The following is a 12,254-nucleotide window of genomic DNA, read 5'->3' as shown; positions in this document are numbered from 1 at the left end:
CTGCGGCTCGAGTGGTCGGCTCGCGAGCGAGTGAGGCAGGCGGGCGGTGGTCAGCCCGCCGCGCGGCGCAGGGCATCGTCGACGGAGGAGCGGACGAGGCTCGAGAGGAAGAAACCCGGCTTCTCGACGCCGATGCCGGCGAGCAGTCCCGCGGCCTGATCGACGATCGCGGTCGAGAAGGTGGTCGCGGTCGAGACGGCCTCCGCGTATGCCGCACGATCCGCCTCCGCGACCGTGACCGGCTCGCCGCCCATCTCGACGACCAGCGCCTGCGCGATGGGCAGCACCGGGCCGGGCGCGGTCACCGCGAAGTACGTCTCGGAGAGGCGGGCGAGATCGAGGCTCGTCCCGCTGAAGGCCATCGCGGGGTGGACCGCGAGCGGGATCACTCCGGAGGCGAGTGCCGGCGCCAGCACGCCGAAGCCGTGCTCGGGCGCCGTGTGCAGCACGAGCTGCCCGGGCTGCCATGCTCCGGTCGCGGCGAGGCCCGCGACCAGAGCCGCGATCTCGCCTCCGGGGACGGCGATGATGACGAGCTCGCTGCGCTCGACCAGGTCGGGCACGGCCAGCACCGGCACACCGGGGAGGAGCGCATCCGCCCGTTCGCGGCCGCTCTCGCTGGTCGTCGCGATGCCGATCACGGCGTGGCCGGCGCCCGCGAGGGCGGCACCGAGCACGGGGCCGACCCGGCCGGCTCCGATGACGCCGACGCCGAGGCGTCCGTCCCGGCGGGTGTCAGGCATGCGGTGGTCCCTCCGGCGCCGGCCAGGCGGCGCGCTCGAGCGGGGCGGGCCGGGCGGCGGGCGCCACGGCCGGCGCGGAGGCGGCGCGCCTCCCCCACTGGTGGCTCTCGTCGCGCCCGGCCGCGGCGACCCCGGCACGCGCGAGCTCGTCGAAGAACACGCGCCCGTCGGCGACGCTCATCACCGGCACCATCGGCGTCACCGGGCCCGCGACCGTGTGCACCCGCGCCGAGGCGAGCCCGAGCAGCCGCTGCAGCGGCCCCTGCTGCACGCCGACGCTCTGCATCCGCGCGAGCGGCACGACCGCGACCCGTCGCCAGACCGCCCCGCTCCTGATCACGACGACGTCGTCGGTGAGCCGGTAGCCGGTACGGCGCCACGAGAACGGCCGGAGCCAGGCCGCGGCGAGCGGCGCGCGGGTGTAGCCGGGGGCGTCGCGCAGGCGCAGGGCGTCGCCGACCGGGGTCGCCTCCGCTCCCTCGGCAGCACCCGGGAGCAGCAGCCCGAGCACGCGCTCGACGGCGACCAGATCGCCGACGGGCAGGATCGTCGTGTTCGGCTCGCCGTTCGCTCCCCGCGAGGCCCCGTGCCCGGCGCGGTCGATCTTGACCTGCCACCAGCCGAACGGGCGCCAGAGCAGCGGCTGCGTGATCTCGACGGCGTGGATGCGTCCGGGGGGAATGGTGTCGCTGCTCGTCGAGAGGACGCCGTAGCCGACGCGGACGCCGTCGGGTGTGCCCGCGATCGAGTAGCGCAGCGAGCGCACGAACTGGCGGACGTAGTAGCTGCCGGAGCCGATCAGGCCGGGCAGGATCGCGATCAGCACGTACGGCGACCCGTAGACGGCGACGAGGACCACGACGACCACCGAGACCGCCAGGAACACCGTGAAGCCGCTGAAGACGAGCGAGCCGAACAGCCGGCCGGGCGGGATCGACACGACCGACTCCGGAGGCGTCCCGTCGTCCTCGAGATCGACGAACTCCTCGATCCGGCGCGAGAGGAAGCCGCCGGCGGGGGCGTCGCCCGCCGCCACCGCCTCGCGCTCGCGCACCCCGGAGGCGAGGCGGAGGATGTCGCGGCGGAGCGCGTCGACCAGCCGCGAGCCGAGGTACGAGAGCTGCACGTTGGCGTCCTGACCGGCGACGCTCACCTCGAGCTTGGCCGCTCCGAAGAGGCGGGCGAAGAGCGGACGCTGCACCGCGATCCCCTGGATGCGGTCGAGTCGCGCCCGCCGGTTGGTGCGGAAGAGGACGCCGGAGCGCACCTCGACCACCTCGTCCGTGATCCGGAAGGTGTGCATCCGCCACGAGAGCCAGAACGCGAACACGGCGACGGCGAGCCCGACGGCGACCGCGAGCAGCGCCCAGCCGACGAGTCCGCGGCGCAGCAGCTCGTCGACGGGGTCGCCGCTCTCGAATCCGCCGGGGCCTGGCAGGAAGAGCTCGACGAGACGCTCGCGGAGGTTCGTGACGACGATGCCGATGACGACCAGCAGGCCGATCCCGCCCTTGAGCACCGGCGTCGCGGGGTGCAGGCGGTGCCACTCCCCGTCGGCGAGGTCGGTCTCGATCCCGCGGACGGGAGCTGCGGAGGCCCCGCTCACAGCCCGGCCCGGCGCGACTCGGCTAGAGCGACGAGTCGGTCGCGCAGCTCCTCCGCCTCGCCGGCGACGAGACCCGGGATGCTGACTCCCGTCGCGGCGGCCGCCGTGACGAAGCGCAGGTCGGCGAGCCCGAGCGCCCGGGCGAGCGGACCGCGGTTGACGTCGATGAGCTGCATCCGGCCGTAGGGCACCGACACGAAGCGCTGGAACATGATGCCGCGGCGGAAGAGCAGGTCGTCGTCGCGCAGGAGGTAGCCGTAGGCCCGGGCGCGCCGGGGCGCGACGATCAGCAGCGTGACCGCGAGCGCGGCGGCGGCCACCAGGAGGAGCCAGGCCCACTCGACACCCACCAGCCAGAGCACGGTCGGCACCGCGAGCAGGACCACACTCGAGATCACCGCCGACACGACCTCGACCGCGACGTACTTGGGCGACACCCGCCGCCACTGACCGGCGACCTCGAGGCGTCGGCCGTCGAGCGCGACCGCCTCGCGACGGCTCCGGCGCCCCTCGGCCACGGGGCGCGCCTCCGGCTCGTCGGTCATGACGTCCTCCCTGCCCGCGCCCGACAGGGGTCGGCGTCAGGCGTGGTTCACCTCGCCGACGGCGGAATCGTCGTCGTCACTCGGCGGAATGGTGCACAGGTGCTCGGCGATCAGGCCGGCCACCAGCAGGACGACGGAGCCCACGATGGTGGCGACGTCCTGCCACACGGAGCCTAGCGAAGGGATGACCGCCCGGCTGAGCAGGTAGACCAGGATGCCGCCGGAGGCCCCGAGCAGCAGCGCGCCCACGTGGCTCGAGGCCTTCGCGAGGACCACGACCCGCATCGCCCGGAACGGGTCGATCGGGCGGCGCAGCGTCCCCCTGGTCGCCCGGTGGATCGGGATCGCGAAGCCGACCACGAGCGCGGCGACCGCCACGAGGGTGAGCGGCACCGTCAGCGGCGGGATCAGGACCGGCCGCCCGGCGGAGGCGATCGCCAGGTCGAGGAGGAAGCCGGCCACGGCACCGGCCAGGCCGAGGCCGAGGAGGGTGCTGATGCGGGTGCGGGTCACGGAGTGCTGCTCTCGGGATCGGGTCTTCCGGGGGCGGTGCTCGTCGGGGCGCTCGCGGGGGAACCGCCGCTCGTCCACGCTAGCGTCTCGGGCCGGTCGGCGACCCGGTCGGTCGCGCGGAGCCGCAGCTCGGCGATCGGGCCCGCGCCGGGGAGCACCGCCGAGGGCTCCAGATCGAGCCAGGGCTCGAGGACGAAGGCCCGCTCGTGGGCGCGGGGATGGGGCAGCGTGAGGTGCTGGTCGTCGCGAGCGACGCCTCCCATCGCGATGATGTCGATGTCGAGGGTGCGGTCGCCCCAGCGCTGCTCGCCCGCGCCGCGGAGGCGCCCGCCCGCGAGCTCGATCGCGGAGGTCGCCGCGAGCAGGTCGTCGGGCTCGAGGGTCGTCGACGCCGTGACGACCGCGTTGAAGTAGGCGGGGGCGTCGTGGTCGACTCCGTCGAGCTTCCAGGCGGGCGACTCGACCACCTTCGACACCGCCAGCACGCGCAGTCCCGGGGTCGTCGCGAGCGCGCGCACGGCGTCGGAGAGGTGTGCCAGCCGATCGCCGAGGTTGCTCCCCAGCGCGAGGACGACATGGCGCTCCGGGCGGATCCGCTGGGCCCTCATGCTCGGCTCCTCGTGATCTGCACCGCGACGTCGTCGAACGGCAGCGGGATCGGCGCATCCGGCTTGTGCACCGTGATGCGCACCACTTCGGCCGCCGCGAAACCGAGGGCGACCCGCGCGAGGCGCTCGGCGACCGTCTCTATCAGGTCGACTGGATCGCGCGTCACGGCGTCGGCGAGGGCGATCGCGAGCTCGCCGTAGTGCACCGTCTCGGCGAGCGCGTCGCCGTCGGCCGCAGGGGCGGTGTCGAGCCAGACGGTCGCGTCGATCACGAAGTCCTGCCCGTTCTCGCGCTCGAAGTCGAAGACGCCGTGGTGCGCGCGCACGCGGAGGCCCGTCAGCGTGATCGAGTCGCGGACGGCGAGGGCGGCGGGGTCGATCACGGTGTCTCCCGGTCGAGGCGAGCGGCGAGGGCGAGGGCGTGAGCACTCGAGCGGACGTCGTGCACGCGCACTCCCCATGCGCCGCGCTCGGCCGCCACGAGGCTGAGCATCGCCGTCGCCTCGTCGCGGTCGGCGGCGGGCGCCCCGGGGGCGGCGAACGGAGCGAGGAAGCGCTTGCGGGAGTGCCCGACGAGCACCGGGTACCCGAGCGAGGTCATCGCATCGAGGTGCGCCAGCAGCGCCCAGTCGTGTTCGGCGTTCTTGGCGAAGCCGAGACCCGGATCGAGGATCAGTCGATCACCGGCGATCCCGGCCCCGTGCGCGGCGTCGACCCGGCGCGCGAGCTCGCTGCGCACCTCCGCGACCACATCGTCGTAGGTCGCGAGCGAGGTCATGCCGGCACTGTGACCGCGCCAGTGCATCGCGATGTAGACCGCGCCGCGCTCGGCGACGAGGGGCAGCATCGCCGGATCGGCGAGCCCGCCCGAGACGTCGTTGACGACCACGGCACCCGCGTCGAGCGCCGCGGCGGCCGTCGCGGCGCTCATCGTGTCGATGCTGACCCGCACACCCGCGGAGGCGAGCGCGCGGATCACCGGCAGGACCCGCGCCTGCTCGGAGTCGGCATCCACCCGCGGGGCTCCCGGGCGGGTGGACTCGCCTCCGACGTCGACGAGGTCGGCGCCGAACGATCCGGGGCCCGCTCCGGCGGAGGCGGTCATCGCCAGGCCGTGCCGGACGGCGTCGTCGACCGAGAGCCAGCGGCCCCCGTCGCTGAACGAGTCGGGGGTGACGTTGAGGATCCCGAGGAGCGCCGCACGGCCGCCGGGAGCGAGATCCGCTGCGGAGGGGAGCACGTCACTCCCCCCGGGCGACGCCGATCAGCGCGATGATCTCGGCACGGGCGGCGGGCTCGGCGAGGGTGCCGCGGGCGGCGACGGTGACGGTCGAGCTCGCGGTCTGGCGCGCGCCGCGCATCCGCACGCAGCCGTGCTCCGCATCGACGACCACCAGCACGCCCTCCGGATTCAGACCCGAGTCGATCACCTCGGCCACCTGCTCGGTGAGCCGCTCCTGCAACTGAGGGCGCGATGCGACCGTCTCGACGATCCGCGGGAGCTTGCCCAGCCCGATCACGCGGTCCCCCGCCCGGTAGGCGATGTGGGCGACGCCGACGAACGGCAGGAGGTGGTGCTCGCAGACCGAGCGGAACGACAGGTCGCGCACGATCACGGTCTGCTGCTCGGCCCGCCCGCCCTCGACGACCGCGAAGGTCTCGTCGAGGTGCGAGGCCGGGTCGAGCTCGAACTCGCCGAAGAACTCGGCGTACGCCTCGGCGAACCGCTTCGGCGTCGACGTGAGCCCCTCGCGCCCCGGGTCCTCCCCGATGGCCGCGAGGAGCTCGACGACGGCCGCCTCGATGCGCGCCTTGTCGACGGGCACCGGAATCAGGCCGTCGCGGGGCGCGGCGTGATCAGCGGCGGACGCTGGGGGGCGATCTCGCCGGCGTCGGAGGTGACGCCTCCGTCGGTGACGCCCGCGTCGATCGGGGCTTTCGCTACCGGCACCGCGATGGGCGGCAGGTCGGAGAGCGGACGCTTGTCGCTCGAGAGCCACTGCGGGCGCTCGTCGATCTTGCGCACGTCCTTGAAGATCTCGGCCAGCTGGTCGTGGTCGAGGGTCTCCTTCTCGAGGAGCTCGGTCGCGAGGCGGTCCAGGATGTCGCGGTTGGCGTTGATGACCTGCCACGCCTCGTCGTGCGCCTGCTCGATCAGCTGGCGGGTCTCGGCGTCGACCTTCTCGGCGATCTGCTCGGAGTAGTCGCGCTGGTGGCCCATGTCGCGGCCGAGGAACATCTCGCCCGAGGACGACCCGAGCTTGACCGAGCCGATGTCGGAGGACATGCCGTACTCGGTGACCATCTTGCGGGCGATGGCGGTCGCCTTCTCGATGTCGTTCGACGCTCCGGTGGTCGGGTCGTGGAAGACGATCTCCTCTGCGACACGGCCGCCCATGGCGTAGGCGAGCTGGTCGAGCAGCTCGTTGCGCGTCGTCGAGTACTTGTCCTCGAGCGGGAGCACCATCGTGTAGCCGAGGGCGCGGCCGCGCGGGAGGATCGTGACCTTGGTCACGGGGTCGGTGTGCCGCATCGCCGCCGCAGCGAGGGCGTGGCCGCCCTCGTGGTAGGCGGTGATCAGCTTCTCCTTGTCGCGCATGACGCGGGTACGGCGCTGCGGACCGGCGATGACGCGGTCGATGGCCTCGTCGAGCGCGCGGTTGTCGATCAGCTGCGCGTTGGAGCGAGCGGTCAGCAGCGCGGCCTCGTTGAGGACGTTGGCGAGATCGGCGCCGGTGAAGCCGGGCGTCTTGCGGGCGACGACCTCGAGGTCGACGCCTCCCGCGAGCGGCTTGCCCCGGCCGTGCACCTCGAGGATGCGCTTGCGGCCGAGCAGGTCAGGGGCGTCGACGCCGATCTGGCGGTCGAAGCGACCCGGGCGCAGCAGCGCGGGATCGAGGATGTCGGGGCGGTTCGTCGCGGCGATCAAGATGACGTTCGTCTTGACGTCGAAGCCGTCCATCTCGACCAGGAGCTGGTTGAGCGTCTGCTCGCGCTCGTCGTGTCCGCCGCCCATGCCGGCACCGCGGTGGCGGCCGACGGCGTCGATCTCGTCGACGAAGATGATGGCCGGCGAGTTCTCCTTGGCCTGCTGGAACAGGTCGCGGACACGGCTCGCACCGACACCCACGAACATCTCGACGAAGTCGGATCCGGAGATCGAGTAGAAGGGGACGCCCGCCTCACCCGCGACGGCGCGGGCCAGCAGCGTCTTGCCGGTGCCGGGAGGGCCGTAGAGGAGGACGCCCTTAGGGATGCGCGCGCCCACGGCCTGGAACTTCGCGGGCTCCTTGAGGAACTCCTTGATCTCGTGCAGCTCCTCGATCGCCTCGTCGGCGCCGGCGACATCGCCGAACGTGACCTTGGGCGACTCCTTCGAGACCAGCTTCGCCTTCGACTTGCCGAACTGCATGACGCGGTTGCCGCCGCCCTGCATGCCCGAGAGCATCAGCCAGAAGAACGCGCCGATCAGAAGGACCGGGAGGAGGAAGCCGAGCGCCGACAGGAACCAGTTGGTCTGCGGCACCTCGTCGTCGTAGCCGTCGGCGAGAGTCGCGGACGTGACGGCGTCGACGACCTCGGCGCCGCGCGGGGCCACGTAGTAGAACTGCACCTGAGTGCCGTTGTCCCCGTCGGCCTGGCTCAGAGTCAGGTCGACGCGCTGCTCTCCGTCGACGATCTTCGCCGAGGCGACCTTGCCGTCCTGGAGGAGCCCGAGGCCCTCCTGCGTGCTGACCTGCCGGAAGCCGGACATCGTGATCAGCGAGGAGCCGATCCAGACCGCCACGATCGCGAGGACGACGTAGAGAATGGGACCCCGGAAGATGCGCTTGACGTTCATGAATGTTGCGGGTGCGACACCCGGCACCTTTCTGACGAGAAATGTGAGTGCCAGGCTACCTCCCGGACTCTGGACGCCGGCCACGCGTTCGCCATGGGCCGAACGCTGTGCCCATCGTGTTCATCAGCTCTGACGCGGCTGCGCTGCATCAGAGCTCGCAGTCGGCTTCCCGAGAGGGTCGCGATCCGCAGAGCGTGGAGCGCGAGAGTCCAAGAGTTGTCGTACTGGGCCGTCGAGTACGACAACTCTTGGAGGGTCGATCCGGCGGAGCCGCGACGGGGCGACCTACGCAGTCTCGCGGAGCGGCTCCGGGTCGGCGAGCACGGGGGTGAGGCCGCGGCGGCGGCGAGCCGCGGCCAGCACGGTCACGGACAGGGCGGCGAGGAGCCAGAGGGAGAGGACGAGGACCGCGTTCGCGACTCCGATGGTGCCGCCGGCGATCAGGGAGCGGAACGCCTCGACCGTGTAGGTCAGCGGCAGCACTCCGTGGATCGCCTGGAAGAAGGCGGGCGCGGTCTCGACCGGGTAGGTGCCGCCCGCGGAGGAGAGCTGCAGGACCATCAGGAGCAGGGCGACGAAGCGACCGGGAGCGTCCAGGAGCGAGATCAGCGCCTGGTTGATGGCGACGAACGTCAGGCTCGTGAGCACCGCGATCCCGATCAGACCGGGCAGGTTCGAGGCCTCGATGCCGACTCCGAAGCGCAGGACCAGCGCTGCGAGCACACCCTGCGCGACCGCCATCAGCGCACCGGGCAGGTAGCTGCGCAGCGCGATCACCCAGGCGGGGCGGCGGGCGGCGAGCAGGCGCTCGCTCAACGGTGCGCTCATGAGATAGAAGGCCAGCGCACCGACCCAGAGCGCGAGCGCCAGGAAGTACGGCGCGAGCCCGTACCCGTACTGCGGCACCTCGTTCAGGCGCTCCTTGTCGAGCGCCACGGGAGCGGCGGCGACAGCGCTGAGCGACTCCGCCTGGCTGTCGGTGTAGGTCGGCACCTGGTCGGCGCCGTCGGTGAGCTTGTCGGTGAGGGTCTGCGAGCCGTCGGCGAGGGAGTCGATGCCTGAGTCGAGCGACTCCGAGCCGGCGGCGGCGGTGGCGGTGCCGTCGGCCGCGGAGGCGGCTCCGGCGGCGAGCGAGTCGGCGCCTGTCGCGAGGGAGGCGGCTCCCGAGGCGAGGGCGTTCGCGCCCGTCGAGGCGTCGGCGATGCCCGTCGTGAGCGGGCCGACGCTCCCGGCGAGGGTCCCGACTCCGCCGGCGAGCTGAGCGGCGCCGGTATCGAGGGAGGCGGCTCCCGACGCGACGGTCCGCGCGCCGGTCGAGAGCGCCTGGGCGCCGGAGTCGATCTGCGCGGCTCCGTCCGAGAGCTTCTGCGTGCCGGCGGCGAGGTCGGTCGCACCGGTCGAGACGGTGGCGGCACCCGTGGAGAGCGCGGTCAGCCCTGTCTCGGAGTCGCCGACGAGTGCGGTCGCTCCGGAGGACAGCTCCTGCGCCCCCTGATCGGCGTCGGCCGCGCCGGTCGAGACCGACGCCGCGCCGGCCTCGAGCCGGGTGAGCAGAGCGAGGCGCTCCGCGTCGGAGAGGGCTCCGTACTGCGCGATCAGCGACTGCAGGCCGGAGTCGAGGGTCGCCGCACCGGAGGCGAGCGCGGGCGTTCCCGACGCGAGCGTCGATGCACCTGCGGCGAGCACTCCGGCTCCGGTCAGAGCCTTCGCCGTCCCGTCGGAGACCGTGGCGGCCCCGGCCTGCAGCGCCTGCGCGCCGGCCGCGGCGTCGGTCGCACCCGCCGCGAGCGACGGAGTCGACCCCGCGAGCGTCGTCGCGCCGGTCGCCAGATCCGCCGCTCCCGTGTCGAGCTTCTGCGCACCGGCGGCGACCGAGGTCGCTCCGTCGTTCAGAGCCGCGGCCCGAGTGGGCAGCTGCGCCGTGCCGCCGGCGAGCTGCTGCAGCCCGGAGGCGAGGGTCGCTGCCCCCGACGACGCCGAGTCGGCGCCCGACGCGAGGGTCCCCGCGCCGGACGCGAGCTGCGCGGTCCCGTCCTCGAGCTGCGTGAGACCGACGACCAGCTCCGAGGAGCCGTCGGCGGCCCGGGCGGAGCCGTCGGCCAGCTGCGACGCTCCGTCGGCCGCCTGCGCGAGGCTGTCGTGGACGTCGGTGAAGCCGAGGTAGATGTTCTTCAGGTAGGTCTCGCCGACCTCCTCCTCGACGGTGGCGGTGACGGTCGAGCCGATCGTGGAGGCGATGGTGCCCACGATGAGGTTGGCGCCGTCGTCCGTCTCGATCGAGAGCTTCGCGACGGTCGCCGCTGCCGGGTCGTCGCCTCCGACCGAGGCCACGTCGGCCGAGAACCCCGCAGGGATGGTCAGCACTGCGTAGACGTCACCCGAGGCGAGCTCGCTCGCCGCCTCGTCGGCGTCGAGCCGCGTCCACGCGAAGTTCGAGGGGGAGGAGCTCGACAGGAGCGCGTCCGTCACCGAGTCGCCGAGCGCGAGCGACGAGCCGTCGGAGGCGGTGGCGCCCGTGTCCTCGTCGACGACGGCGGCGGGGACGGTGTCGAGGTGGTGCGTGGGATCGAGGTTCGCCGAGGTCAGCAGTCCCGCGTAGATCAGCGGGATGAGGGCGATCGCGGCGAAGACGACGACGAGGCGGGGCTGGACGCGCCCGAGGGCGCGGCGGAGAGCGGAGGTGGGCATGGTCCTTCTACTTCGCGGAGGTGGAGTGGAGAGCGGCGAGCCGCTGCGACGCGACTCCGGTGACGAGGAGCTCGGCGATGTCGGACGCGGCATCGGCGACCGGGCGGCGCCCGTCGCCCTCGAGCAGCCAGCCGACGACGAGCCAGGTGGTGCCCGCGGCGAGGAAGGTGGCGAAGCGCTCGACGCGGCCGTGATCGCCGGCGTCGGGCTCGCGCGCGGCGAGCGGCGAGAACGTGAGCAGCCGGCGCGCGAGGAACGCGACGACCGACTCCTGGACCGCGCGGGCGGTGCCCCCGGTCAGTACGCGGCGGTAGAAGTCGTCGTGCACGAGCAGCCCGTCGAGCAGGCCGTGGACGACGCGCGGCACGGTCGGCTCCCACTCGTCGGCCGACGAGACGGGGGCGACCGCTCCGAAGAGCGCGTGCATCCGCTCGTCCGCGGCCGCCTCGATGAGCGACGGGACGTCTCCGAAGTGCTGGTAGAAGGTGGGCCGGCTGACTCCGGCTGCGGCGCACAGCTCGGTGATCGAGGGCTGCGCGTCGCCCGGGCGGTCGAGAGCCGTGGTGATCGCCGCGGTCAGCAGCTCGCGCGAACGGGTGAGCCGGGGATCGGTCACGGGCGTCCTCTTCTCCTCGGGAGTCGAGGCAGCGCCCCATCTCTTACGTTCGTAAATAACTTACAACCGTAAAAGACATCATCGCAAGCGTCAGGCGCGCTCCTCGTCCGGAACGATCGTCGCGATCGAGGTGGTGTCGACGATCACCGAGTCGTGTGGAGTGAGACCCGGGCTCTTCGGAGTCGGCACCGGCAGCCGTACGACCAGCGCGCCAGGGTCGACGCCGAAGCGGCCCGCCGTGGTGCGCCCGACCGGGTCACCGTCGAGCTCGGCCAGCACCGGCTGATCGAGCTCGAACCCGAACTCGCGGCCCGGCCACTGCAGGAGCGAGGCGAGCCCGTTGCGATTGCCGGTCGCGACATCGAGCGCCAGACCGAACCGGCGCCGCAGCAGGACGAGCTCGAGATCGCCGTCGTCGAGCACCGCACCGGCCGCGAGCTCGATGTTGGCCACGACCGAGCTGCAGTTGCACGCGAGCACCATCAGGCAGCGGGTCGACGGCTCCGGTGCCCCGTCGATCGTGATCGTCGCCTCGAAGCCCGCCTTGAACATCGCCGGCGCCCCCGCCGCGACGTACGCGCCCCAGCCGACCTTCTTCTTCAGCTCGTCGTCCGTCTTGTCCATGATCTCGGCGTCGAGCCCGACCCCGCCCATCACCATGAAGACGCGCTCCTCGCCGTCGTCGAACACCGCGGTGCCGACGTCGATGGGGCGGTCCTGCCCGAGGAGGGCGATCTCGACCGCCTCGGCCAGCGAGCCGAGCGGGAGGCCGAGGTTGCGGGCGAGCAGGTTGCCGGTGCCGCTGGGCAGGAGGCCGTAGGGCACCCCCGTTCCGCGCAGGACGGAGGCGACCGCGCGGACCGTGCCGTCGCCTCCCATCGCGCAGACCACGTCCGCGCCTGCGTCGAGTGCCGCGCGGGCGGCCGAGGCTCCGGAGTCGTCGACACTCGTCTCGAACCAGAGCGGCTCGTCCCAGCCGAGACGGCGGGCGACGGTGGCGACCAGGTCCTCGGCGGCCCCGACGTCGTCGAACTTGCTCGGATTGATGACGACGGCGACCGTGCGCCCGGGTCGTGCTCTCTCGGCTCTCACGC

At 72.9% G+C, this 12,254-nt stretch carries 12 protein-coding genes; all 12 read right to left on the bottom strand.

From position 1 onward, the window contains the following. Positions 1-50: 50 nt before the first annotated feature. Positions 51-743 carry a Rossmann-like and DUF2520 domain-containing protein gene (locus ASG06_RS08500; RefSeq protein WP_056041031.1) on the bottom strand — a complete coding sequence of 231 codons (693 nt, stop codon included), beginning with the start codon at positions 741-743 and terminating at the stop codon, positions 51-53. Continuing rightward, the gene (locus ASG06_RS08495; RefSeq protein ID WP_056041029.1) at positions 736-2,349 is read right to left on the bottom strand and encodes a PH domain-containing protein; all 1,614 of its coding nucleotides are present in this window, start codon (positions 2,347-2,349) and stop codon (positions 736-738) included. Before ASG06_RS08495 ends, ASG06_RS08500 begins: the two co-directional genes overlap by 8 nt. After that, positions 2,346-2,894 carry a PH domain-containing protein gene (locus ASG06_RS08490; protein ID WP_082499077.1) on the bottom strand — a complete coding sequence of 183 codons (549 nt, stop codon included), beginning with the start codon at positions 2,892-2,894 and terminating at the stop codon, positions 2,346-2,348. The genes ASG06_RS08495 and ASG06_RS08490 overlap by 4 nt, the downstream gene beginning before the upstream one ends. Before the next feature lie 36 nt (positions 2,895-2,930). After that, positions 2,931-3,407, bottom strand: coding sequence for a DUF3180 domain-containing protein (locus ASG06_RS08485; protein ID WP_056041028.1), 477 nt, complete (start codon positions 3,405-3,407; stop codon positions 2,931-2,933). Further along, the gene (gene folK / locus ASG06_RS08480; RefSeq protein ID WP_082499076.1) at positions 3,404-4,015 is read right to left on the bottom strand and encodes a 2-amino-4-hydroxy-6-hydroxymethyldihydropteridine diphosphokinase; all 612 of its coding nucleotides are present in this window, start codon (positions 4,013-4,015) and stop codon (positions 3,404-3,406) included. Before folK ends, ASG06_RS08485 begins: the two co-directional genes overlap by 4 nt. Continuing rightward, positions 4,012-4,398: a dihydroneopterin aldolase gene (gene folB, locus ASG06_RS08475; RefSeq protein WP_231727664.1), complete on the bottom strand. Its 387-nt coding sequence runs from the start codon at positions 4,396-4,398 to the stop codon at positions 4,012-4,014. Before folB ends, folK begins: the two co-directional genes overlap by 4 nt. After that, positions 4,395-5,255 (bottom strand): dihydropteroate synthase, encoded by an 861-nt coding sequence (folP, locus tag ASG06_RS08470; RefSeq protein WP_056041025.1) that lies wholly within the window; start codon positions 5,253-5,255, stop codon positions 4,395-4,397. Before folP ends, folB begins: the two co-directional genes overlap by 4 nt. 1 nt (position 5,256) lies before the next feature. Then, positions 5,257-5,841, bottom strand: a complete 585-nt coding sequence (gene folE, locus ASG06_RS08465; RefSeq protein ID WP_056041023.1) for a GTP cyclohydrolase I — start codon at positions 5,839-5,841, stop codon at positions 5,257-5,259. Between the two features lie 5 nt (positions 5,842-5,846). Further along, positions 5,847-7,856 carry an ATP-dependent zinc metalloprotease FtsH gene (gene ftsH / locus ASG06_RS08460; protein WP_056041021.1) on the bottom strand — a complete coding sequence of 670 codons (2,010 nt, stop codon included), beginning with the start codon at positions 7,854-7,856 and terminating at the stop codon, positions 5,847-5,849. Positions 7,857-8,141: 285 nt separating this feature from the next. After that, positions 8,142-10,544: a YhgE/Pip domain-containing protein gene (locus tag ASG06_RS08455; RefSeq protein WP_056041019.1), complete on the bottom strand. Its 2,403-nt coding sequence runs from the start codon at positions 10,542-10,544 to the stop codon at positions 8,142-8,144. A gap of 7 nt (positions 10,545-10,551) precedes the next feature. Continuing rightward, a complete protein-coding gene (locus tag ASG06_RS08450; protein WP_056041017.1) occupies positions 10,552-11,160 on the bottom strand; it encodes a TetR/AcrR family transcriptional regulator in 609 nt (202 codons plus the stop codon). Positions 11,161-11,250: 90 nt separating this feature from the next. After that, positions 11,251-12,252: a diacylglycerol/lipid kinase family protein gene (locus ASG06_RS08445; RefSeq protein ID WP_231727663.1), complete on the bottom strand. Its 1,002-nt coding sequence runs from the start codon at positions 12,250-12,252 to the stop codon at positions 11,251-11,253. Between the last annotated feature and the right edge of the window lie 2 nt (positions 12,253-12,254).

It is taken from the genome of Rathayibacter sp. Leaf185 (genome assembly GCF_001423885.1).
In the GTDB taxonomy this organism is placed as follows: domain Bacteria; phylum Actinomycetota; class Actinomycetes; order Actinomycetales; family Microbacteriaceae; genus Rathayibacter.
Note: the sequence above shows the minus strand (reverse complement) of the source record. Positions and strands in the feature narration are given on the sequence as shown.